This is a genomic window from Halobacteriovorax vibrionivorans (assembly GCF_003346865.1).
Taxonomy (GTDB): Bacteria; Bdellovibrionota; Bacteriovoracia; order Bacteriovoracales; family Bacteriovoracaceae; genus Halobacteriovorax_A; species Halobacteriovorax_A vibrionivorans.
The window spans coordinates 1-23,182 of record NZ_QDKL01000002.1 but is presented as its reverse complement, the minus strand read 5'-3'; the positions used below and the strand labels follow the sequence as shown (position 1 = coordinate 23,182).

Annotated in this window: 21 protein-coding genes; 13 read left to right on the top strand and 8 right to left on the bottom strand. The window is 35.3% G+C overall.

The window, feature by feature from the left end; translation table 11 throughout:
- Positions 1 to 12: 12 nt before the first annotated feature.
- The 3 genes from sufC to DAY19_RS05905 are packed head-to-tail and all read right to left on the bottom strand — an operon-like array spanning position 13 to position 2,656.
- Positions 13 to 771 (bottom strand): Fe-S cluster assembly ATPase SufC, encoded by a 759-nt coding sequence (sufC, locus tag DAY19_RS05915; RefSeq protein ID WP_114706275.1) that lies wholly within the window; start codon positions 769 to 771, stop codon positions 13 to 15.
- Between the two features lie 24 nt (positions 772 to 795).
- Entirely contained in the window at positions 796 to 2,229 is a 1,434-nt protein-coding gene (gene sufB, locus DAY19_RS05910; RefSeq protein ID WP_114706274.1) for a Fe-S cluster assembly protein SufB, read from the bottom strand.
- Positions 2,222 to 2,656: an RrF2 family transcriptional regulator gene (locus tag DAY19_RS05905; protein WP_158536812.1), complete on the bottom strand. Its 435-nt coding sequence runs from the start codon at positions 2,654 to 2,656 to the stop codon at positions 2,222 to 2,224. Before DAY19_RS05905 ends, sufB begins: the two co-directional genes overlap by 8 nt.
- A 194-nt stretch (positions 2,657 to 2,850) precedes the next feature.
- Between DAY19_RS05905 and DAY19_RS05900 the strand changes: the two genes are divergently transcribed.
- The gene (locus DAY19_RS05900; RefSeq protein WP_158536811.1) at positions 2,851 to 3,714 is read left to right on the top strand and encodes a rhomboid family intramembrane serine protease; all 864 of its coding nucleotides are present in this window, start codon (positions 2,851 to 2,853) and stop codon (positions 3,712 to 3,714) included.
- Here the strand turns inward: DAY19_RS05900 and DAY19_RS05895 are convergent.
- Positions 3,677 to 4,936 (bottom strand): pseudouridine synthase, encoded by a 1,260-nt coding sequence (locus DAY19_RS05895; RefSeq protein WP_114706271.1) that lies wholly within the window; start codon positions 4,934 to 4,936, stop codon positions 3,677 to 3,679. The two genes, DAY19_RS05900 and DAY19_RS05895, sit on opposite strands and share 38 nt — an antisense overlap.
- A 24-nt stretch (positions 4,937 to 4,960) precedes the next feature.
- Between DAY19_RS05895 and DAY19_RS05890 the strand changes: the two genes are divergently transcribed.
- A complete protein-coding gene (locus DAY19_RS05890) occupies positions 4,961 to 5,578 on the top strand; it encodes a DUF938 domain-containing protein (protein WP_158536810.1) in 618 nt (205 codons plus the stop codon).
- A 5-nt stretch (positions 5,579 to 5,583) separates the two neighbouring features.
- Here DAY19_RS05890 and argS read toward each other — a convergent pair whose 3' ends face one another.
- Positions 5,584 to 7,350: an arginine--tRNA ligase gene (gene argS / locus DAY19_RS05885; RefSeq protein ID WP_233500246.1), complete on the bottom strand. Its 1,767-nt coding sequence runs from the start codon at positions 7,348 to 7,350 to the stop codon at positions 5,584 to 5,586.
- A gap of 125 nt (positions 7,351 to 7,475) precedes the next feature.
- On the opposite strand from argS, the gene DAY19_RS05880 reads away from it, so the two are divergent.
- Complete coding sequence (locus DAY19_RS05880; RefSeq protein WP_114706268.1) at positions 7,476 to 7,874, top strand: hypothetical protein; 399 nt, start codon at positions 7,476 to 7,478, stop codon at positions 7,872 to 7,874.
- On the opposite strand, the gene DAY19_RS05875 is transcribed toward DAY19_RS05880, so the two are convergent.
- Positions 7,871 to 8,308 carry a GNAT family N-acetyltransferase gene (locus DAY19_RS05875; RefSeq protein ID WP_114706267.1) on the bottom strand — a complete coding sequence of 146 codons (438 nt, stop codon included), beginning with the start codon at positions 8,306 to 8,308 and terminating at the stop codon, positions 7,871 to 7,873. The genes DAY19_RS05880 and DAY19_RS05875 overlap by 4 nt on opposite strands.
- 149 nt (positions 8,309 to 8,457) lie before the next feature.
- Here DAY19_RS05875 and DAY19_RS05870 point away from each other — a divergent pair, with 149 nt between their 5' ends.
- From DAY19_RS05870 to DAY19_RS05860, 3 genes are read left to right on the top strand one after another with little or no spacing between them, the layout of a single operon-like run.
- Positions 8,458 to 10,329, top strand: a complete 1,872-nt coding sequence (locus DAY19_RS05870; protein ID WP_114706266.1) for a hypothetical protein — start codon at positions 8,458 to 8,460, stop codon at positions 10,327 to 10,329.
- Entirely contained in the window at positions 10,322 to 11,158 is an 837-nt protein-coding gene (locus DAY19_RS05865; protein WP_114706265.1) for a mechanosensitive ion channel family protein, read from the top strand. Before DAY19_RS05870 ends, DAY19_RS05865 begins: the two co-directional genes overlap by 8 nt.
- 29 nt (positions 11,159 to 11,187) lie before the next feature.
- Positions 11,188 to 11,568: an MAPEG family protein gene (locus DAY19_RS05860; RefSeq protein ID WP_114706264.1), complete on the top strand. Its 381-nt coding sequence runs from the start codon at positions 11,188 to 11,190 to the stop codon at positions 11,566 to 11,568.
- Here DAY19_RS05860 and DAY19_RS05855 read toward each other — a convergent pair.
- Complete coding sequence (locus tag DAY19_RS05855) at positions 11,552 to 12,490, bottom strand: CoA transferase (protein ID WP_114706263.1); 939 nt, start codon at positions 12,488 to 12,490, stop codon at positions 11,552 to 11,554. The two genes, DAY19_RS05860 and DAY19_RS05855, sit on opposite strands and share 17 nt — an antisense overlap.
- A complete protein-coding gene (locus tag DAY19_RS05850; RefSeq protein ID WP_114706262.1) occupies positions 12,483 to 14,546 on the bottom strand; it encodes a thioredoxin domain-containing protein in 2,064 nt (687 codons plus the stop codon). The genes DAY19_RS05855 and DAY19_RS05850 overlap by 8 nt, the downstream gene beginning before the upstream one ends.
- Before the next feature lie 172 nt (positions 14,547 to 14,718).
- Between DAY19_RS05850 and DAY19_RS05845 the strand changes: the two genes are divergently transcribed.
- From DAY19_RS05845 to pheT, 7 genes are all read left to right on the top strand, one after another.
- A complete protein-coding gene (locus tag DAY19_RS05845; RefSeq protein WP_114706261.1) occupies positions 14,719 to 15,648 on the top strand; it encodes a lytic transglycosylase domain-containing protein in 930 nt (309 codons plus the stop codon).
- An 88-nt stretch (positions 15,649 to 15,736) separates the two neighbouring features.
- Positions 15,737 to 16,426, top strand: a complete 690-nt coding sequence (cmk, locus tag DAY19_RS05840) for a (d)CMP kinase (RefSeq protein WP_114706260.1) — start codon at positions 15,737 to 15,739, stop codon at positions 16,424 to 16,426.
- Complete coding sequence (locus DAY19_RS05835) at positions 16,423 to 17,490, top strand: glycosyltransferase family 9 protein (protein WP_114706259.1); 1,068 nt, start codon at positions 16,423 to 16,425, stop codon at positions 17,488 to 17,490. The genes cmk and DAY19_RS05835 overlap by 4 nt, the downstream gene beginning before the upstream one ends.
- Positions 17,491 to 17,500: 10 nt before the next feature.
- A complete protein-coding gene (locus DAY19_RS05830) occupies positions 17,501 to 18,523 on the top strand; it encodes a bifunctional heptose 7-phosphate kinase/heptose 1-phosphate adenyltransferase (protein WP_114706258.1) in 1,023 nt (340 codons plus the stop codon).
- Positions 18,524 to 18,530: 7 nt separating this feature from the next.
- Positions 18,531 to 19,046: a DUF4416 family protein gene (locus DAY19_RS05825; RefSeq protein WP_114706257.1), complete on the top strand. Its 516-nt coding sequence runs from the start codon at positions 18,531 to 18,533 to the stop codon at positions 19,044 to 19,046.
- Between the two features lie 89 nt (positions 19,047 to 19,135).
- Positions 19,136 to 20,197: a phenylalanine--tRNA ligase subunit alpha gene (gene pheS, locus DAY19_RS05820; protein ID WP_114706256.1), complete on the top strand. Its 1,062-nt coding sequence runs from the start codon at positions 19,136 to 19,138 to the stop codon at positions 20,195 to 20,197.
- A gap of 19 nt (positions 20,198 to 20,216) precedes the next feature.
- Entirely contained in the window at positions 20,217 to 22,643 is a 2,427-nt protein-coding gene (gene pheT / locus DAY19_RS05815) for a phenylalanine--tRNA ligase subunit beta (RefSeq protein ID WP_114706255.1), read from the top strand.
- Positions 22,644 to 23,182: the final 539 nt, after the last annotated feature.

Here is a 23,182-nt window from a genome sequence, read left to right as displayed (position 1 = left end):
TTCTTATTAGTATTACTTAACTAGCCAGTCGTAACCTTTTTCTTCTAGCTCTAGTGCAAGTTCTTTTCCACCTGACTTAATAATTTTTCCACCACTAAGTACATGAACATAGTCAGGAACAATATAATCAAGAAGTCTTTGGTAGTGAGTTACAAGAACAATTCCATTATATTTTGATTTAATAGCATTAACACCTTTTGCAACAATCTTAAGTGCATCGATATCTAGGCCAGAATCTGTTTCATCTAGTAGTGCAAGTTTTGGATTAAGTACGGCCATTTGAAGAATTTCGTTCTTCTTTTTCTCTCCACCAGAAAAACCAGTGTTTACTGGGCGATCGAGAAATTCTTCTCTCATCTCTAGTAGTTCTAGCTTTGGTCTTAGAAATTCTCTAAATTCTTCTTTTTTCATTTCAGCAGCACCTTGTGCTTTTGAAACTTCATTAAATGACTCTAGTAAGAAATCAATATTTGAAACTCCAGGTACTTCAATAGGGTATTGAAAACCAAGAAAGATACCATTCTTTGCTCTTTCATCTGGCTCTAATTCAAGAAGGTTTGTTTGTTTACCATTGATATTGTAATCAATTGTTCCATCAGTTACTTCAAATGATGGGTGACCAGCAATTACCTTTGATAGAGTACTTTTACCTGAACCATTTGGCCCCATAATAGCGTGTACTTCACCTGGTTTAACCTCAATAGAAATTCCTTTTAGGATTTCTTTTTCTTCAACTCTTGCGTGAACATCTTTAACTGTAAGTAAGCTCATATTTATCCTTTATATAATTTAAAATTATCCGATTGAATTTTCTAATTTCATCTCAATTAACTTTACTGCCTCAACAGAGAACTCAAGTGGAAGCTCTTTGAAAACTTCACTACAGAAACCGTTTACAACCATTGAGATACATTTCTCCATATCCATCCCACGTTGTTGTAGGTAGAAGAGTTGGTCTTCTGAGATCTTAGAAGTTGAAGCTTCGTGCTCTACTGTTGCGCTGTTATTTTTTACATCAATATATGGAAATGTATTAGCTGAACATTTATCACCAACTAGCATCGAATCACATTGTGAGTAATTCTTTGCACCGACAGCAGAAGGCATAACCTTTACGAGTCCACGGTAGTTATTTTCTGATTGCTCAGCAGAGATACCTTTTGAGATAATAGTCGATTTTGTATTCTTACCAATGTGGATCATCTTTGTTCCAGTATCGGCCTGCATTTTGTTATTTGTCAGAGCTACAGAGTAGAAGGCGCCTTGTGAATTATCACCGATAAGATTACAAGAAGGGTACTTCCAAGTAATTGCAGAACCTGCTTCTACTTGTGTCCAAGAAATCTTAGAGTTCTTTCCTAGGCAGTTACCACGCTTTGTAACGAAGTTGTAAATTCCACCTTTTCCTTGCTCATCTCCTGCATACCAGTTTTGAACAGTTGAGTACTTAATCTCAGCATCATCTAGTGCAATAAGTTCAACAATGGCCGCGTGTAATTGATTTTCATCTCGTTGAGGTGCTGTACAACCTTCAAGGTAGTTTACGTAACTTCCTTTATCAGCAACAACAAGTGTTCTCTCAAACTGACCTGTCTCCTTAGCGTTTATTCTAAAGTATGTCGATAAATCCATTGGACAAGTTACACCCTCTGGGATGTAGACGAATGAACCATCAGAGAATACTGCTGCATTAAGTGCTGCATAGAAATTATCTGCTGGAGGAACTACTGTTCCTAAGTATTTTTTCACAAGCTCTGGATAGTCTTGTACAGCTTCTGAAATAGAGCAGAAGATAACACCAACTTTTTCAAGCTCTTCTTTGTAAGTTGTTCCAACTGAAACTGAGTCAAAGACAGCATCAACAGCTACACCTGAAATCCTCTTTTGTTCAGATAGGGGAATCCCTAACTTTTCAAAAGTTGCTAAAAGCTCAGGATCAAGATCATCTAAGCTTTTTGGAGCACTCTCTGTCGACTTTGGAGCTGCATAGTAATATAAGTCTTCAAAGTCGATCTCTGGAATTTCTAGCTTTGCCCAATTTGGCATTGGCATTTTCTTCCATAGACGAAATGCTTTAAGACGGTATTCTAGTAACCATTCTGGCTCTTTCTTTTTTGCCGAGATCATACGAACGATGTCTTCGTTTAATCCCTTTGGAAATTCTTGTGTTTCAATGTCTGTAAAAAAGCCATATTTATATTCTGACTTTGTTAACTGTGTATCACTCATGTGTGACCCCTGTTTTATTCATTAGTAACTCCTCAAGTGAAACCGAAATCAAATGGTGATTCACATGAGAGTTAATTTTTTCTATTGGTGAAATTAATTCGCAAGCTAAGTATTTGTCACATTTTCCTTTAAGAGCATCACATGCTGTCTCTTTAACCTTTCCTTCGATAATATTACTTACTTCAAAAAGATTAAGATTACTTAGGGGACGACTTAGAAAGTAGCCACCTTTGATACCTTTAATGGAAGAGAGAATTCCCGAGTTATTTAACTTCTGCATGACCTTAGAGACTGGATCAAATGGCATATCGTATTTGTCACAAATTTCTCTGGCCGAAGTAAGATTTTCTTCGCACGTGTGTCCATACTCTTGCATATGCTTAAGAGCTGTAAGTGCGTATTGTGTTTTCTTACTTACTTTATACATACTCGTAGTTAAATACCCCTTAGGTATTCCCATTTTTTAATAATTTACGTTATGATTCATACTTAACGTAAAATAAGTCAAAAAACAACTTATTTAGGTCTATCTTATCAAAATTCTATGGTTAAACCTATCTCTTATTCGATATATTTTGTTGGTTGCTCGACTTTTATAGAGGCCTGTAGCAGAATATGTTCATGACAAATCAAGATAATGACGCAAACCAAGATAACGACCTAAAAAGACTTCACTATATTGGCTCTCTAAGAGATGAACAAATTGTAAGTGTAATAGAGAAACAATTATTAAATGAAGGTATTCATATAAGAAAAGAGTTCGAAAACGACTTCTTTCATCTCTTTGTCGTTGAGTTAAAAGATCTCTCTCAAGCACGTGAAGTTTATCGTGTCTATATTGGGGGAGCAAAGCCCATCGAAGTTAATAAAGACTGGCAATATGTACAAAGCCTAAGAATGGGACCAGCTACTATTATAATTCTCGCCTTGTGTGCAATTGTCTTCATATTTGGTTGGATTCTAAAGAATGAAAATCTCTATTATCTCTTCGCATTTTCAACTTCTAAGCTAGACCCGTATCATAATTTAAATGCAGGGGAGTATTGGCGAATCATTACTCCGGCCTTTATTCATTTTGGATTCATGCACGTATTCTTTAATCTTTTATGGTGGAAGGAATTAGGAAAGTTAATTGAATTCACAAAAGGAAGCTTCTTTCTTATTCTCCTTCTTTTATTTACAGGGATTATTTCTAATTTTCTCCAAGCTGCAATGAGCCCTGGATTCTTTGGAGGCCTCTCTGGAGTTGTATACGGTTTACTTGGGTTTCTTTGGCCTTATTCGCGATTAAATCCCAATTTCAAATTTAAGCTGCCAACGACAGATATCGTTTTGATGACTGGATGGCTCTTTCTCGGCTTTTTTGATGTCTTTAATTTTAAGATGGCCAATTGGGCCCATGGTGGTGGATTAGTAAGTGGTGCTATTTTAGGAATTATTTTTGCTCTTATTGACCGTCAAAAAACTCAAACTGACCAAGCTTAAGTTCGCCTAGTTTGATATTTCCAATTGCTGTACGAATAAGCCTAAGTGTCGGAAAGCCAACTGCCGCACACATTCGGCGTACTTGACGATTCTTTCCTTCTGAAATTCTCACTTCAATCCAGCTTGTTGGAATATTTTTTCGAAAGCGCACAGGTGGATCTCTTTGTTCTACTTTCACAAGGTTTGATTCAATTTTTTTAACTTTTGCTGGCTTTGTCTTGTAATTATCTTTAATCACAACGCCTTTTTTTAGCTCTTCAATTGCCTCATTGGTGATATCACCATCAACTTGTACCAAATATGTTTTTTCAACTTTGCTCTTAGCATTTGCCATACGGTCTTTATACTTTCCATCATTAGTCAAAATTAAAAGTCCTTCGCTATCTTTATCAAGTCGTCCAACAGGGTAGAGCTCTTTTGGAAGATTGTAATCAATAAGGCTTAGTTGATCTTTATGATCCTTTCCAAATTGGCAAAGGACGTTATAAGGCTTATTAAAAATAATATACTTAAATTCATCACTAATTTTTGTTCTAAAATTATCAAGATCAAACACGGGCCTAATTTCTAAATCAATCTTCTGATTTGAGAACTTATCAAAGAAGCTCAACTTATAAGCACATAGCCTTTGTCCATCTTGTTCTTTTGAATTTGAATAAATTGGATCACCAAAGATAGGATGACCAATAGACTTTGCATGAAGTCTTATTTGATGCTTTCTTCCTGTTAGAATCTGAAACTCAATAAGTGAGTAGTCGTTTTTAAAGTCCTTTACCCAATAATTTGTAATGGCCTTCTTTCCTCCAGAGGAAACAACCACCATCTTCTCTTTACGACCTTCTCTTTGGCCTTTGATAAAATTCTCTATTGTGCCTTCATCAGTTTTTGGCCTTCCACTGCAAATTGCAAGATATCTCTTATCAATCTTATCTGCTTGGTGAGAGCTAAATAGGTCTTGTAAATACTTATTTGCTTCTTTTGACTTCGCAAAGAGAAGAATACCTGCTGTTTCAACATCAAGCCTATGTACTAAGACGAGGTAAGGTGACTTTCCATCCTCTCTGAATTTGAGATAGCTTTTAAGGGCGTCTGTACAATTATCTCGCATTGGATCGAGAGTTTTGTGTACAGGCCAGCCGGCCTTTTTATTTAAGGCTATATAGTTATCATCTTCAAATATAATATCATTTTCAGATAATCGAATTTTAAGTCTTTTTTTCACGAAATCTATTGTATCATGTTTAACATGACTGATTTACCAATTTCTGAAGCATGTGAAAGAAATAAAGAACCAATTTTTAATATTATTGCCCCTTATTTGGAAAAGGGCAGTAATCAACGCATCAAAAAGCCTAAGTTCTTTGAAGTTGGCTCTCTGACTTGTCAGCACAGTGCTTACTTTGCAGAAAAGTTTAGTGATGTAGACTTTATAACTTCTGAAATTAGGGCCAATCAAGAAACACTTAAGAAGTGCCTAAGTTATTATAAGCAAAGCTTTAAGAACTTAAATGGCCCAGAGGTCTACGAGGCTGGCTTTAATAAAATTCCTAAAGGATATGGTGCATATTATACGGCAAATACAATGCATATTATGTCTTGGAAGGAAGCTAAGACCTTCATTAAGGATCTAGCGGCCGCCATGGATGAGGATTCTGTCCTATTTATTTATGGCCCATTTAAGTATCATGGAAAGTTCACTTCGGAGTCTAATGAGCAATTTGATAAGCATCTCAAAGAGCGAGACCCACAAAGTGGAATAAGAAACTTCGAAGACATCTGTAATAACTTCTTAAAGAAAGGAGTCTTTCTAAAAGAAGATATTAAGATGCCTGCAAATAATCAATTATTGATTTTTTCTAAGTAATGTAATTACATTCGGTCAGGTACTTTGATTCCTAAGATAGCAAGTCCATGCTTAATGATTTCACTTGTTGCATAAGCAAGTTCAAGTCTTGCTTGTTTAAGACTCTCTTCACTTGAAGCGATAGGACAGGCTGCATAGAAGCTATTAAATAACTTTCCAAGCTCAAATAGGTAAGTTGTTAAAAGACTTGTTTTGTTTTGCTCATGGGCCTTAATTGCAACATCATTAAATAATGAAATCTTTTGCATTAGCTCATATTCTTTAATATTTTCTAGGCTTGCAGCATTGGAAAGGTTAAATTCTTTAGATTTATCAAAGCCTTGTTTTACAAGTAATGAGTTGATACGAGCATAAACATACTGAAGGTATGGACCTGTATCTCCATCAAGTTTGAGCCATTCATTCATATCAAAAACAATCTTACGATTATTATCAATTTTGATCATCCCGTACTTGATGGCACCATTTGCAATTTTAGTTGCTGTCTCATCAATCTCTGCTTGATCCCATTCGCCTTGATATTTATTTAAGTAGTCCTCTTTGATCTTAGCTTCCATTTTATTAATAAGATCAGTTAGAGGAACGATATTACCCTTACGTGAGCTCATTGCTCCATCTGTAAGTTCAACCATCTCATATGGTAGGTGATAGCAATCTTTAGCTTGCTCAAAACCAATCTTTTCTAAAACTTTAAATACTTGTTTAAAGTGGAATGCCTGACGTGAGTCGACAATGTAGATATTTTTTTCCACACCAAATTCTTCAAACTTCTTAATAGCTAGGGCCACGTCTTTTGTAGAATAAAGGCCTGTTCCATCTGATTTAATAAGAATGCAAAATCCTAATTTATCATCACTTAGATCCATTCCAATAGCGCCATCATCTTTAATAAATGTTCCATCTTTGTAATAGTCTTCACAAATCTTAAGTGATGGAGCATCCATTTCTGATTCAAAAAACCAACGTTCAAACTCAACGTCTGCCCATTCATAAGTTTTTTTCATTAGATCAATAGACCACTGTCGTGTTTCTTGCCAAAGATCATAGAATTCACCGCTTTCACTATGAAGCTGCTTTAAGATCTCTGTAAGCTTAGCTCTATTATCATCTTCTTTATCACTTCCAAGCTCGTCTTCTAGCTTTGTATTTGCAAGTGTATAGATTCTTCCTAGCCATTCTCCCTTATTAGTTTCTGGGATCGTGTCTTGATTGTGGTATTTTAAGTACCATAGACATTTTGCAACGTGAGTTCCAGAGTCTCCTGGATAAGTCACAGGGTGAACATCCACATCACAGTATTCTTTAATTCTAACCAAGGCATTACCTAAACATAGGTTTCTCATATGTCCCACATGGAGCTCTTTATGAGTATTTGGCTGAGAGTACTCAATCATAGTCTTAGGCTCATTAGACGTAAGCTTCTTTGTGAAAAAGTTACCACTTCTAACTTCACTAATTAAGTTTTCAAAATATGCATCTGCACTAAGAGTGAAGTTTAGGTATGGGCCTTGTGCTTTAACATCTTTTATAAGCTTTGATGTCTCTTGTTCTTGGATTTTATCTAAGATTGCACCTGCTATTTGTGGTGGTCCTTGTTTAAGGGCCTTTGCAAAACGAAATGTTGGGAATGCGTAATGGGCCATCTCAATATTTGGAGCTTGGCCTATTGAATCGTAAATATCTTTTCTATTAAATTGCGCATCTGGGTAGGCTAATTTAATTGAAGATTCAAGAATATCTGTAAGTTTTGTTAAAATTGTATTCGTTTCCATTTGCATTTCACCAATCGTACTTTATCGCTATTTTTTATATTTATGATATTATCGTATTATATTATTATAGTAAATTTTTTAAAAGTTGGCCTTAAAAGCTTTAAGTAGAAGCGGATAATAAATCAATGGATAACAAAATAAAGCCTATTTTCCTTATTTTTTCGATCATAATGACTATGCTCTTTACTATTTCTAGTGATGTTAAAGCACAGGAGACACTGACTCCGCTTGAGGACTATACTCGTCAAAAACTCAAAGAACAGCGCGAAGCGGATGAATTTCGTCGTTTTCAAACAGAGTCTTCAATTGGTAATGGGCTAAATAAAGGCCCTCATCTCATTTACTTGTGTTCTCGTCGCCATTTCGCATGTGTTAATAATGACACTATTAGAAATTGTGCTCAAAGACCTCAAATGAGTTGTCTTATAATCAAGAAGTTTCAAAACCAAAAACAATGTTTTAGTGAGCAATATGAAGTTATGTTAAAATCAAGAATTGATAATTTTTGTGACTCTGTGGATTAATTGATCTCACGATACATGAGAATATGTTTTCCTATATTCTCAACATCAAATTCGTCTCCACTTATTTCAAAACCAAGCTTCTGGTAGAAAGGAGCTGCTTCAACTCTTGCATTACACCATACAAGATTACAAAAGTTCTGTTTTATTATTGGAAACGCGACATTTAAAAGCTCTCGTGAGAGGCCTTGTTTTCTGAAGTCTTCAAGAGTTGCCATTCCCTGAAGTTGATATTGATTATCGATATTAAACTTACTGTTTCTATTAAAGTAAAAAGAGGCTACAGATACGAGGTTATTTTCTATAAAAGCTCCTAAGTGGAAAGTTCCCGACTCAGTATCACCTTCAAATAGATAACTAGATTCAACGTTCTCAATTCCAAGAACCTTCTTCCTAATCCCGTAAGTATCTTTTAAATGGATTCTTTTTACTATCATAGTCTGTCTTTATAACAGATATTTGAGGTTATGTCACAATAAAGACCTAATTAAGAACAAGTTAAGTTGTTATGATAGTCGGTATTTTACATATTATAGGCAATTATACCCATATATTAAGGAATTAGGTGCTTGGTTATAATAAACACATGTCATTTAGCATTAAACAAGTTCAACAATTTTTAGAGAAACTCTTTCTTATGTTTAAGGAGGAGTCGCAATTAATAATCAGTCGTGTTGATCATTTTATTATATCAACGCCCTTAAAGGCCTTTATTATCTTCGTATGTGGAATAATTGGTCTTAGGATTATCACTTTAGGATATCGAAAGTATCGACTTAGAGAATTAGACGAATTGGATCGAGCACGTTCTAGCTTATATCGATTTATTGATTTCAATTCGTATTACATCATTATCTTTTTATGTCTTGATATCTTCAATGGCTATTTAGAGAAATTCAATCGTGCTGATTATCTTTTGGCCATGCATATTTTTGGAAACTTTCTACTCGTCTACATTCTCTATATAAATATTGGCTACCTACATAGTTTTCTAAATTTAAACTTTAGAGTCTATTTTAAAAGAAGTAATAAAGACTTTGTAAAAGATAGTAAGAAGTTAAGATATATAATCACACTAACAACACTAATATATATCGTAATGTATAATTTATTCTCAACTTTTCTTGGGCATAATATTATTAGTATAATTTTCTTTATTATTTATACAAAAATTTTACTGGATTATGAAAAGTATGCAGACATCATACTTGCAAAGATTATCCCATCTTCCATTTCAATCGGAGCAAAGCATATTCCGAAGTTTGTAATTCATTATGTACTGCCTCTAGTCTTTTATATTTATACGCTTTTATATTCTCTTTACCTCGTTATTTTACTTGCGAATAATACAAGAGATTGGAGTCGTAATATATTATCAGGACTTCTTGAGCAGCACCTTGAAAACTTTAGACAAGATAGCTTTAATGAAATTGATATTCCTGAAGATTATAAAGCTTGTTTTGAAAATGAAGAAGATGTTCAAATCGTTCGTAAACCCGATCCTGCCGCAATGGCCTATGATCGCATTGATGAATGGTTAAATGGTGTTAATCCTTCTTACCACCTGGCCTTCTCTGGAGGTGCGGGAAGTGGTAAGAATCATATCTTAAATAAGATTCTAAAACGTTACTCTTCAGTAAATTCTTTTAAAATAAATATTCATGAAAAGATTACTGAAGGGAGTATTCTACATAAAAGACTCGAACAATTTGTAGGTAATGGGGATGAGGATGAGAAGAAATTTGTTATTGTTAACTCCGCTCATAATCTCTTCTTGTCAAAGCTTAATGGGTTTAAGGCCTTTGATGCGCTTTTTAATATTATAAATAGTAGTTCAAAGAATGTATTCTGGCTTACGATTTGGAATGCTAATTCTTTAAATCTTATCAAGCATATTTATAATAAATATGAACTTTCTGCAGACTCCGTTTTCATTAGACCATGGGATAAAGAAGAGCTTAAAAATCTCATTATTAAACGTCATGAAAAAAGTGAATTAGAGATACGTTTTCAGCCTGAATTATTTGAAGTTATGTGCCATTTCGGTGCTGATCGAAGCATTGAAAATGCACTTGATATATACTTTAGAATTTTAGGAAAACAAACTGGTGGTAATCCTCAGGCCGCGATTAATACGTGGTTGAAATCTATAATGAGTATCGATGATAAGAGTATCGAATTACACCTTCCAAGTAAGAAGCCAATACATGAGATAGAGAGTTTAACAGACGAGTCTCTCTTTGTTCTCTCTACAATACTTTCGCATGAAAGACTAAATATCGATCAGATATCAGCAACAACTGATCTTAGTGAAAAGGTTGTTAACTTTGTTCTAAAAAATGGTCTTAATAAAGGCATTATTGATAAGGATAAAGAGGATAATAGCTATCTTATTAGGAAGGATTGGTTATACGATTTAAAGAAGATTTTAAAGAAAAGGAACTTTATCTATGAATAAAGCGCTTAAGGATACAATTCAATCTAGTGAGAAGGTAGCAAGCTTATTTAGTTCGATTAGTTCTGAAGTGATATTGAGTATTTTCTTTGGGTTTTTATTTCTTTATTTATTTGCAAAGACCTTAAACTGGGCACTTGAATACTTAGCTATAAAGATACCTTCTTATCGCTTATCGATTCTTCAATTTAATACAATTGCGACTCATATCACTTATATCGTAGGAAGCTTATGGATTCTCTATGTTGCTATTAACCCTTCTAAAGAAATGGTTTATGCCATTATGGGTTCTGGGGCTGTTGCGATAGGTTTCTCTTTGAAAGACTTAGTCTCTTCAATTATTGCAGGAATCATTCTCATTTTTGATCGTCCTTTTCAGGTAGGGGATCGTATTAGCTTCCGAGGTAATTATGGTGATATTATTAGAATTGGTCTCAGATCTGTGAGAATTCGAACACTAGAAGACTCTGTCGTTACAATTCCAAATAACCTGTTCTTAAGTGATAATGTTTCATCTGCAAACTCTGGTGAAAGAGATATGATGGTCTGTAGTGATTATTACTTTAAAAACAATGTTGATTTGAATCAGGTTTTACCAATTTTAGATGAAGTAACGAGAACTAGTCGTTTTGCTTATCTAAATAAGCCTGTTAAGATTATTACATCGAGTGAAAAATTTGAAGAAATAGTAGGCTTAAAAATTACTGTTAAGGCCTATGTTTTAGAAACAAAATATGAAAAAGATTTCACGACCGATATTACAAAACGCTTTTATCAAGGCTTAAGAGATGAGAGTTTGGAAGACTCACTGATTTCTTCTACATCGTCTTAGTCGTCATATATTTATTAGAGGGAGTTGATATGGAATTACAAATTTTTTACCGTTACTGCGGTGTACTCGGTCTTATTTACTTATTACTAACTTTCTACGTCATTCGAATGAGATGGAAGCATCGTGTAGGTCTTGGCCATGGTAAGAATGAGCATATGACTAAAGCAGTTCGAATTCATGGAAATTATAATGAATATGTTCCATTTATTCTTATGCTTACTTATTTTGCTATTCAAAAGAATGCAATTAATCTGATGGCGATTCACTTTCTTTTAGGTGGTCTGGTATTATCGAGAATTTCACATTTTATTGGACTTAGAAAGTCGGCCGGCTCAACAATCTATCGAATGTTTGGTACCGGCGTCATTATCGTGGCATTATTTGCTATAAGTATTACTTTATTAGGTTAATACAGATATCAAGGCTTCCCAGCTTTTCTTTGACTTGTTGGGAAGTCATCTCACCGAAAAGGTCTTTAAGCCTTTTATGAATTGAGCCATCAGTCTTAAAACGATCTTCATCACTTGCTTCAAATGAAAATGCTTCTCTAAATGATTGCCAAAATTTCTCTTCTACACATGCCATAACGACAAAGTGTGAATCTTTTGTTTGGTAGATATTGTAACAAGGGTAGAGTCCATTATGGAGAAACTTGTGATCTGTATCTCTAATATCTTTCGGCCAAAATGCATCAAATACTTCTTGAGTTGATTCATAAAGATATGAGTTTATTGTTTCAACTTTATTTGATTCTTTAGACTTATACATTGCTCCAAGAAGATCAAATGCCATTTTTTGTCCAAAGTTAATACCTGCAAGAGGTAAGAACGGCGGGGCCACATCTTCAACAGAATTAATATTTCGCAGATGAAGACTAAGTAGACCTGTCATGGCCAGTGCATTAAGGTCATGCATGTGGCTCATGGCCTCTTTTGAGGCAAGTGGAATCACTGCTGCAAAGCTTTGTTTTACATTCTTTTGTATGTCTTCAATTGTGATACCAAGCTTTTGTTGAATCTTTTTTGGAATACCCATAATTATGGCATCGGCCTTAAAGATTGTTTCTCTAATCTGTTCTTGTGCAGCCTCATTATTGAAGTCTAGTCTTAGAATCGTTTTATTTGCATTCAATTCTTCGTACCACTTAGGAAAAGAATTATCCATTTCTGCAAATAGGCCATAGATAAATGGGTCCTTAAACTTTGCATCTTCTATCTTGATTACATCAGCTCCAAGGCCTGCAAGTAATTTCCCTGCAAGTGGCCCTGGTAGGCGATGTGAAAAGTCTATAATCGTTTTTCCGGCCAATGGCCTTTCGTGTGTACTACTCATTTGTTGCCTGTGGTTGGTTTGGCTTTAAAGTTTCAATGAAGTGATCTAGTCCTTCACCAGTCATCTCACATTCATTTGTTCCGCAAATTTCCCATCTTTCACCTTTGTCTTCGTGGAAGTCGAAAACAAAACGTGGAAGGAAGTAGCAGATAAAACCTGCAAACTCTTGATTTGTGAGCCATGCTTTTGGACATTTAATTACCTTATAAGCATTTGCTGGATATGAAAGCGCTCTTAGACCTTCTCCTGATCCCGCTGGGTTTTTTAGTACATCGTGAGTTACATTTTCCATAAGCTCTTTGATATCTTCAAGCATATCGACTTCACCAAATAGTACACTTGATCTTCTTACAAGTTGAATAAGTGTGCTAACAGGTGAGCGGAATGATTGATCAAAACTTGTGAAGTCTTGATTTGGATAAAGTTCCGCATCTTGATCTCTTATTGCTCGTGACTTTAGACGTCCATCTACTAAGAAGTCTTTTATAATAAAACCTAAAGTATCTTTTAGGTTTTCTTTAAATACAGTATTCCCACTAAGCTCATAAATTCTTAATTGTGCTTCAGCAAAGAATACGTAGTCTTCTAGTAGTGAAACTCCAACTGGACGTGTTGTTGTATGTCTTAGTCGCATTCCTTTTGGTGTTGTTTCAAGGAACTTCTTATATGTTCCTTCTACGATACGATTAAATAGAGTACTTGCTGCACTTCTTATTGCTGGAATTTGAGTAAATTGCATTACATCTGAAAGTGCAGAGATCATATGAAAGTTCCAACTTGCGATCCCTTTATTATCTGTCATAGGAGGAATACGTAGTTTTCTTTCATTTAATAATGCTTTTTTAGCATTTCTAATTAAGTCCCAAGACTCAGGTGTGAAAATTTCTTGGGCCTTTTGGTTATTAATAGTTAAAACATTTAAGCCAGAATCAAAGTTTCCTTTTTCTGTTACGCCAAACCATTCTTTTAATTTTTCCATATTCTTAGTAAGGGCTTCATCTTCTGTATCGAATCGTCCTAGTGCATCTTCAAACTCTTGTTGAGTATATGTGAAATATAGTCCTTCGACTCCTTCACTGTCAGCATCTTGGGCAGAGAAGAAAAAGTTTTCTTCTTCATTAAGCATTTCTGCTTTTAAGTACTCAAGCGTATTAAAGATACCATCAAAGATTAAAGGTGATGGGTAGAGCATACTTGTTTTTGCAAGAAGCTTTAAAAGACCAGCTTGGTCATAGAGCATCTTTTCAAAGTGAGGTACAGTCCAGTTATTATCTGTACTATAGCGATGCATTCCACCTCGAACTTGGTCGTAGATACCACCCATAAGCATTCTTTCAATGGATTTTATTATATGCTCACCATGTTCTTTCTTAACGACACCCTCAAGCATTTGCTCGATGGCCCATTCATAGAATGCTAGTTGTGGAAACTTTGGAGCCTCTCCAAAACCGCCGTTTTCATTATCTTTAAATTGCTCAAGAACATCCATTACTGAATTTGGGTGAGGGAAGTGCCCCTGGAAGTCTACCTTCTCTGGTGAGATAAAGCCTTTTTCAATTGCCTCAAAAGCTTTATTCGAATTCTCAGTAACTGTTTCAACCTCTTCGTTATAGGCCCTAACAAGTTCTTTTAGAACATCTTTAAATGCAGTTGATTTTCCTTTTGCTTCTTTAGGAAAGTACGTTCCAACAAAATATGGCCTTAAGTTAGGCATAAGAAACGCGCTTAATGGCCAGCCACCACCGTTTGTAAACAATTGACATGCTTGTTGATAATAATTGTCGATATCTGGATGCTCTTCACGATCAACTTTAATATTGATGAAATGCTCATTTAGATACTTTGCTGTTTCCTCATCACAAAATGACTCTTCTGCCATGACATGACACCAATGACATGAGCTATAACCAATTGATAGAAAGATTGGTTTATTATCTTCCTTTGCTTTTGTTAGGGCCTCTGGTCCCCAAGCATACCAGTGGACAGGGTTGTCCTTATGCTGTTTTAAATATGTTGATTCTTCATCCTTTAATCGATTAAATCCAATATCTGTCATTTCAACTCCTAAAAATTTATATATCTATTATGCGTGAAATATATGAAATTTAAAGGATAACCTCTTAATATCCTGTAATTAAATGAATATTTTTTGTAAATACTACTATAGTAGTGCGTTATAAGTTTATTTTAACTAGACGAGAGCGTTCAACGGGGGTAAAAAGCCCGTTATGAAAGCTTCGAGTGAGCGATATAACTCACATCTTGAACATTTTAGTGCTTACTGCATGAACGTAAGATCTTTGTTTATTTTAGGTCTGTGTGCAGTGACGGCCGTGATTTCTTTTGACTTCTTTTGGACGCCAGCAACGAAAAATTTTCGTGATCTAGGTCTACTTGCAGGAATCTCTTCTGAGGGGAAAGCCTTCACTCCTTATAATACTTATAATTTTAAGGATACAAACCCATTCTTTAAAAGACTTCATTTAGGATACCTTTCTTCAATCGATAAAAAGACTCTTGAAGACGCTCTTATCGATCATATGGAACATCCAATAGATAAAAGAGCTAAGAAATATATTTCTTCGCTTCTACACTTTGCTGAACAAAGACAACTTGATCCTCTTTGGGTAATTTCAATTGCATGGACAGAAAGTCATTTTAATCCGAAGGCCCAAAGTTATGTAAAGGCACAAGGTTTAATGCAGATTATGCCAAAGACAGGAGTATTTCTTCATAAGCTTCTTAAAAGATCACTAAATAAAGAAGATATTATTCAAATCTTACGTGTTCCTCATGTGAATATGGAGCTAGGCGTATATTATTTAAGTCGTCTTTATAAGAGATTTGGTCTTTATCGTTATGCAACTGTTGCATATAACATGGGACCAGGCTTTGTTCGTCGTAGTCTTCGTTATAATCGTCCAGTAGGAATCAAGAATGTCTATTACGACAAGGTAAAGAAGAATTACAAGAAATTGCTAGCAGCTGTTGACTCGCTAAGAGAAAAATCACGTGAATACGGTCACGAGAGTATAATTCACGTAAAAAATCATACTTTTGACATTAATTACTATTTAGGTCTTGATATTGTTCCAACTAAGGAAGAACTAAAGCTAGCTAGTAAAGATATGAAAAACTCACGCCTTGCGAAAAACTAACGACTGCATCGAGTCATCTTTTCAACTTCAAATAGTTTTCAAAAATTGTTATATTCATTCCTTATAATTCACAGGATAAGGAAGTTGTATGACATATTCATCAGTTATTGCCATTGATGGCCCAAGTGGAAGTGGTAAATCAACTGTTGCAAAACTATTGGCCAAGGAATTGGGGATTCTCTATATCGACACTGGAGCGATGTTTAGAGCGTTAGGCTTAGCTGCCCATGATGCCGATGTTGATCTTCATGATCACCAAGCAGTAGAAAAATTCTTAAAAGAAATCAAACTCGAGTACGGACAAGCTGATGCTCTTGTAAAAGTCGATGGTAAGGACTTAAGTCAAAGAATACGTGAGCACCACGTATCAAAGCTTGCCTCTATTATTTCACAAATTCCTGTCGTAAGAACTATGCTTCTTGATTTCCAAAGATCAATAGCTAAGGAAAAAGTGTGTGTCATGGAAGGCCGAGATATCGGTACAATTGTGTTTCCAGATGCTTTTATTAAGTTCTTTGTTACAGCTTCAATAGATATTAGAGCACAAAGAAGATACGACCAACTAATAGAGAAAGGTCAAAGTGATATCGATCTAGAACAACTTATAAAAGATGTAAAAAAACGAGATGAAAAAGATATGGGTCGAGAAGTTGCTCCTCTTGTTAAAGCAGACGATGCAACACTTGTTGATACTAGCGAGATGGATATCTCAAAAGTTATCTCAACTCTAAAACAAGACGTTCATGCTCGTGCAAAAGAGGTTGGAATAGATCTGTGAAATATCTCATCAGTCGTACTGACGCCATTGGATCAAATATACTTACAATGCCAATGGCACAGGCCATAAAAGAAATGGACCCAAATGCGACTGTTGCCTTTATAACGTCAAAAACTTCTGCTGTGCTTTTTAAGAACCATCCTTATGTTGATAAGGTTTTTATTTTAGATCGAGCAAGCTCCTATCCAAAGAAAGTAAAAAAGTCTCTGCAAATATTTAATGAATATAAGCCAGATGTCTATCTGTATACAGGAGGCTCTCAAACGCCAAACTTTGTTGCCTGGCTCAAAAAGATACCTTTTCGCGGAGGTCATTTAAAGAGATGGCAATCAAACTTCACTTTAAATCGAGCGATTAGACAAGTACGCTCTGAGGTTGAAGGACATGAAGTTTTCTATAACCTGGCCTTACTTGGTGAGCTTGAAAATTATTCAAAAATTCAAGATAAAGAATATCTGCCATTTTTTAATTTTAAAGAAAGTGATTCAGATATAAGTGACTTTAATAAAGAATTAGAGGCACAAGGACTTGATTCTACTAAAGAGCTTATCTTCATACATCCGGGTGCATCTGAGGGGATTTTAAGTTGGCCTGCGAAGAATTTTGCAACTTTTATCAAAAGAATTAACAACATCTATCCTAACCGATTTAATTTCATTATTTCTCATATACCTTCAGATATGAAGTATGTGGCACCAATAAAGAATGAGCTGGTGGATCATGAAGAAAAAAACATATTTTACTTTGATGGAAAGAAAGGTGGAATTGTTAACTTTCTAAATATCTTAAAACACGCTAAACTATTTATCGGGCCAAGCTCTGGAGCAATTCAGATGGCCGCAGCTCTTGAAGTGGCGTTAATTGCAATTTTTTCTCCCATCAAGAGTCAATCTTCTTTACGCTGGGGAGCAAAAGGTAAGGGCTTTATTAAAAATATTACGCCAAATGTTGTATGTGGTGAGCCTGATACATGCCTAGGAATAGAGTGTCCTTATTATGATTGTATGGCAAAATTAGAAGAAGATAGAGTAATTGAAATAGCAAAATCAGTTTTAAATAAATAATGGAATAACTATGACAAAATTAATTTCACCTCAACGCTTTGATGCAATTGTATCTAACCTTAGTAATATCAAACCGATCTTAGTGGTTGGAGATGTCGGGATCGATAAGTATACATCTGGAGTCGTTAATCGAATTTCCCCAGAGGCACCTGTTCCTTTAGTTGAAGTACAAAAGGAATGGCAAAAGCTTGGTCTTTCAGCAAACGTATCAGAAAACTTAAAGACCTTGGGAGTAGAGTCTACTCTTTGTGGAGTAATGGGTGATGATCTTAACGCTAATGTTCTTGAGGATCTTCTAGAGGAAGCAGGGCTTTCTACATGGGGAGTTGTTCGTTGCGAAGAAAGGCCAACTGTTTTTAAAGAAAGAATTGTCACTGATCACCAACAAATATGTCGTATCGATTACGAATCAAAGAAGCCAATTAGTGAAGATGTTGAAAAGAGACTAATTGGGCGAATTAACGAGTTAAAAGAAAACCATGGTGCCCTTATCTTAGAGGATTACTCTAAAGGGGTTCTCACTGAAAGTCTTATTTCAAGACTTGTTAATGAATTTAAAGAATCAAAGAGTTTAATCGCTGTTGACCCAAGTCGCACTACACCTCCATTATTTTACAAAGGGGTTTCTCTTCTTAAACCAAATCATGTTGAGGCCAAGTTAATGGTAAATCAATTAGGCTACTCGCAGGATATGCAGGTTGAAGAAATTGCCGATATTCTAGTCGATAAGTTGCAGCTAGAAAAAATCATCATCACTCTAGGAGCACGTGGCATGGCAATGCTTGATACTAAAGGTGATGGTAAGCTACATATGATTCCAACTGTTGCAAACGAAGTTTATGATGTTTCTGGTGCAGGAGATACGACGATCTCACTTCTTGTTGCCTGTTTAGAAGCAGGGGGCAGTCTTGAGGAAGCAGCATGGGTTGCCAATTGTGGTGCTGGTGTTGTTGTTGGAAAAGTAGGAACGGCAACTGTTTCTCAAGATGAGCTAAGAAATTACTACGAAGTTCTTAAAGAAAAGATGAAATAGGTATTTCTTGAGTGATTTAAGGCCAGCTACAGATGCATTGCTATTTATTAGCGTTCTCTATAATCATAAGAAGTGTAATTTAGAAGATATCATTGCCACTTTGGGAAGTGGTTATGAACGACCTATTATTTTTAAGCACGATTTTTTTCCAATGAAAGAGTATTATAGTAAGGAGATGGGTGAGGAGCTATCACGCTCTTTTATTTTCTATCCTAAGCCTATTTCTCGTGAAGAGCTTGTTAGCATTAAGGTATATTGTGATGAGCTTGAAAAAGGTCATCAGCAAACAAGTGGCCGATCGTTCAATCTTGATCCTGGTCTTATAACTCTTGATCAAGTTCTATTAAGTAGTGGTAAACCATACTCTCATCGAATCTATCTAAAAGACGGCGTTTACGCAGAACTAACTTATCAGTTTAAAGCAAATAGCTACCATCAATTAGAGTGGACATATCCTGATTACCAGCATCCCGAAATCATCCAGCAATTTAACTGGTTTCGCTCATTTTTATTGGCACTTTAAACACCCCACGTCTTGCCTTTTCGCACACCGCATGAAAAACTCCCAAGGTTATTATTGAATGTTTATAAATAGTCGAATAGGTGGGAATTATGATTGATAAGCTAAATGAGGCTTATGAAAAGTTTCAAGCTGAAATTGAAACTCTTAGTGCACAAGCAGATGTTTTATCTCTTAAGTCGAGTTACCTTGGGAAAAAAGGTGCCGTTTCTGAGATCCTTAAATCACTAAAGGATGCAACTCCAGAAGAGAGAAAAGAGATTGGACCAAAAGCAAATGAAATTAAACAAGAAATTGAGAAATTAGTTGCTAAGAAGCTTTCAGATATTGAATTAGCTCAAATAAATGAAAAACTTAGTAAAAATAAGATCGATATTACTTTTACAGATGCTGTAAAGGCCAAAAATAATAATCATGGTGGATTTCACCCAAGAACTCTAGTTCAGCAAGAAGTAGAAGATATTTTCTTATCAATGGGCTTTGAGGTCCTTGATGGCCCACATATTGAAACTGAATTCTATAACTTTGAGGCACTCAATATCCCAGGAGATCACCCTGCACGAGATATGCAAGATACTTTCTGGTTTAAAGATGAGAAATCTCCTGAAGGTAATAAGCACCTTCTTAGAACTCACACGTCAACAATTCAGGTCAGAGGGATGCAGTCTCGCAAGCCTCCATTCCGCTTTATTGCTCCAGGAACTGTATTTCGTTGTGAAAGAACAGATGCTTCTCATGAGATGGTCTTCCAACAATTAGAAGGAATGATGGTTGGAAAAGATATTTCTGTTTCAAACCTAATCTACTTCATGAAAGAAATCCTAACGGAGATCTTCAAAAAAGACGTCGAAGTTAGACTTCGCCCTGGATACTTCCCGTTTGTTGAGCCTGGATTTGAGCTTGATATTAAATGCCAAGTCTGTAGCGGTAAGGGATGCTCTGTTTGTAAACAAGTTGGTTGGGTCGAGCTACTTCCATGTGGGATGGTTCATCCAAATGTTCTAAGAGCAGGTGGCATAGATCCTGAAGAATATAATGGATTTGCATTTGGTCTTGGTTTAGATCGACTTGTAATGATGAAGTATGGGATTGATGATATCCGCCACCTACAATCAGGTGATCTAAGATTTAATTCACAATTTAAAGAATATTAGAAAGGTTTAAGGAATATATATGTTAATTAGTATCGATTGGATTAAAGACTTCGTAAAAGTTCCAGACTTAGATGCAAATGAAATTGGATCAAAATTTACTCTGGCTACAGCAGAAGTAGAAGATGTTCTCTCTGTAGGAGATCACTTAGAAGCTATTACTGTTGTTGAAGTATTAGAAAAAGAAAAGCACCCTGAAGCTGATAAGCTTAATCTTGTTACATTCACAAATGGAAAGGATAAGTTTCAAGTTGTTTGTGGTGCTGCAAACGTTCGCGTTGGCATGCGTACTGCATATGCTCCATTGGGTATTACATTACCAAATGGATTAACTCTTGAGCCAAAGAAGATTCGTGGCGTTTTATCTGAAGGAATGCTTTGTTCTGAAGAAGAGCTTGGTTTCGCTGAAGACTCTGCAGGGATCATTGAGCTTGATAAGGTTTTTGATAACCCAGAGCTTGGTAAGAATATGCTTGAGCTTTATAATGAAAAGAAAGATGTTCTTTTAGATGTAGATAATAAGTCTTTAACTCACAGACCAGATCTTTGGGGACATTTTGGTATTGCTCGTGAATTTGCAACGATTTTTGAAAATGAGTTACAAAACCCATTTAATGAATCTTGGTCAAAGGATTTAAAGTCTAAATTCTCTAGTGATTCAGCTCCAATGAAAATTAAAGTTGAAGAAGGAACAAGTTGCCTTGGTTACTTTGGCCTTAGTGTCGATAATGTAAAAGTAGGAGAGTCTCCTCTTTGGATGAAGAAACGCCTTCAAGCTGTTGGCCTTCGTCCTATTAATAATATCGTTGATATCTCTAATTACGTTATGCTTGAGCTAGGGATTCCTCTACATATCTTTGATCGTGAAAAGATTAGTGGTGATACTGTTGTAATCACTTCTCTAAAAGATGAAACTGAATTTACAACTCTTGATGAAGAAAAACGCAAGCTTGTTGCAGGAGATACTGTAATTGGTGATAGTGATAAGCCTCTTGTTCTTGCAGGTATTATGGGCGGGCTTAATAGTGGAGTTGATGAAAACACTTCTAAAATTTTCATTGAAGTCGCTAATTGGAAAGCTGCTGAAGTTAGAAAAACATCAACACGTTTAGGTCTTCGTACAGACTCTTCATCTCGTTATGAAAAAACTCTTGATTCTTTAATGCTAGAGAGAACACTACTAAGAACTCTAGAATATATTCTAAAAGAAAACCCTGAAGCTAAAGTTATTGGTGATATTCAATATGATGGCCCTAATCTTTCAGAGATTAAACCAGTATCAATTGAATCAAGTGCTACAAAAATTAATAAGGCACTTGGTAAAGAAGTTTCTTTTGATGAAATGAAGAGAATCTTTACAAGCTTAGATATTCAAATTGAGGGAAGTGCTGACAAGTTTATTGCACATATTCCAAGTTATCGAGCTACGAAAGATATTGAAACAGGATCATGTCTTGTGGAAGAAATTGGACGTGTTATCGGCTTTGATAATATTGCTCCGACTTCTCCAAAACTTGATATCTCTCCAGTAAAACTCTCACCAGCACAGAAACTTCACCGTAGCATGAAGAACTTTATGGTTAATCATGCAAGTGCTTTTGAAGTCATGACATATCCTATGATTGGTCCAAAACTTTTAAAGAAAGCAATGTATGATCACAAAGGTGGTTTAGAGCTTATTAATGCCCTTTCTAAAGACGCTGCACTTATGCGAGAGTCATTAGTCCCAAGTTTCTTAGAAGCAGCTGCGGCCAATGCTAAGAACTCTAGTGCATTCAAATTCTTTGAGATTGGTCGTACGTATCATGCAAATGATAAAGACTTTGTTAAAGAAGAGAGTGTGTATGGGGCACTTTATTTTGATAAAGAATCAACACCGTTCATGGATCTCTTAAACGATACAACTCGCTTACTTGATAGTGTTAATATTAATTATCAATTAAATGATCGTAACCCTAAGTTTAAAAGTAATGCCGTTGATGAAGATTGGAATGGTATTCATCCTTACGAATTTTATAACTTAAGAATTCAAGGAAAGATGGATGGTGTAATCTTCTCTGTACATCCTCTAGTGCTAAAACAATTTAAGATTAAAGGTAATGTTTCTATTGCTCTTGTTAATATGAGTGCTTTTGAATCGCGTCCACAAAAAGATAAAGTAAAGTATCAACCGCTAGCAAAATTCCCTGGTTCTACTTTTGACTGTACAGTTGAAGTAAGTGAAGAAGTCGCTGTAGGTGATATCTTAAAGAGTTTATCTAAACTTAAGATTAAAGAATTAACTTCTACAACTATTGCAGACATTTATAAGCACGATAATATGAAGTCAGTAACATTAAGAAGTGAGTTCTTGGATCCAAATAGCACTTTATCTGGAGAATTTATTACTGAAGCAAGTAATAAGATCGTTGAAACTCTCGAAAAAAATGGTTTTCCACTAAAAAAATAGTTAAAGATTTTAGATTTCTACCGATTATAAAAGGCCACTCACTGAGTGGCCTTTTTTTATGCATTTTTTACATATCTCGACTTTTCGAATTTTCAGTATGTTACAGGTTTGTCAGTAGGTTGAGCTACTATCTAAATTAAGTACACTCTAATAATCGTAAGTAATTAATATTGTTATTGAAATTAAGATAAAAAAAAATGAAAAAAACTTAAAAAAAGTATTGACGGACCAGGTACGGTTTCATAATATGCATCTCGTTCCAAACAACAAACGAAAAAAAACAAACGTTGGAAAACAACGCTGATAACTTTTTTTCACATTGTTAAAAAAAGGCTTTACATGTTGAACATGAACATGTAGTCTCGGACAGCTCTTTAACATTCAAATAAAGTAATAAAGATTTGCTGCTTCGGTAGCAATTCAAGATGAGAAGAAATCCAAAAAAAGTTTTAAACGGTTTTTGAAAGATCTGACGTAACTGAATCATTGAAGTTACTTCAATCAGTCAGATGCCATTTAAACTTTGTAAATTTGAGTTT

Coding starts and splice junctions, on each gene's coding strand:
- DAY19_RS05830 (WP_114706258.1), top strand. CDS start 17,501: ATGACAAAATTAATTTCACCTCAACGCTTTGATGCAATTGTATCTAAC.
- DAY19_RS05855 (WP_114706263.1), bottom strand. CDS start 12,490: ATGAGTAGTACACACGAAAGGCCATTGGCCGGAAAAACGATTATAGAC.
- cmk (WP_114706260.1), top strand. CDS start 15,737: ATGACATATTCATCAGTTATTGCCATTGATGGCCCAAGTGGAAGTGGT.
- pheT (WP_114706255.1), top strand. CDS start 20,217: ATGTTAATTAGTATCGATTGGATTAAAGACTTCGTAAAAGTTCCAGAC.
- DAY19_RS05865 (WP_114706265.1), top strand. CDS start 10,322: ATGAATAAAGCGCTTAAGGATACAATTCAATCTAGTGAGAAGGTAGCA.
- DAY19_RS05900 (WP_158536811.1), top strand. CDS start 2,851: ATGACAAATCAAGATAATGACGCAAACCAAGATAACGACCTAAAAAGA.
- argS (WP_233500246.1), bottom strand. CDS start 7,350: ATGGAAACGAATACAATTTTAACAAAACTTACAGATATTCTTGAATCT.
- DAY19_RS05845 (WP_114706261.1), top strand. CDS start 14,719: ATGAAAGCTTCGAGTGAGCGATATAACTCACATCTTGAACATTTTAGT.
- DAY19_RS05870 (WP_114706266.1), top strand. CDS start 8,458: ATGTCATTTAGCATTAAACAAGTTCAACAATTTTTAGAGAAACTCTTT.
- DAY19_RS05905 (WP_158536812.1), bottom strand. CDS start 2,656: ATGTATAAAGTAAGTAAGAAAACACAATACGCACTTACAGCTCTTAAG.
- pheS (WP_114706256.1), top strand. CDS start 19,136: ATGATTGATAAGCTAAATGAGGCTTATGAAAAGTTTCAAGCTGAAATT.
- sufC (WP_114706275.1), bottom strand. CDS start 771: ATGAGCTTACTTACAGTTAAAGATGTTCACGCAAGAGTTGAAGAAAAA.
- DAY19_RS05850 (WP_114706262.1), bottom strand. CDS start 14,546: ATGACAGATATTGGATTTAATCGATTAAAGGATGAAGAATCAACATAT.
- DAY19_RS05875 (WP_114706267.1), bottom strand. CDS start 8,308: ATGATAGTAAAAAGAATCCATTTAAAAGATACTTACGGGATTAGGAAG.
- sufB (WP_114706274.1), bottom strand. CDS start 2,229: ATGAGTGATACACAGTTAACAAAGTCAGAATATAAATATGGCTTTTTT.
- DAY19_RS05890 (WP_158536810.1), top strand. CDS start 4,961: ATGACTGATTTACCAATTTCTGAAGCATGTGAAAGAAATAAAGAACCA.
- DAY19_RS05860 (WP_114706264.1), top strand. CDS start 11,188: ATGGAATTACAAATTTTTTACCGTTACTGCGGTGTACTCGGTCTTATT.
- DAY19_RS05880 (WP_114706268.1), top strand. CDS start 7,476: ATGGATAACAAAATAAAGCCTATTTTCCTTATTTTTTCGATCATAATG.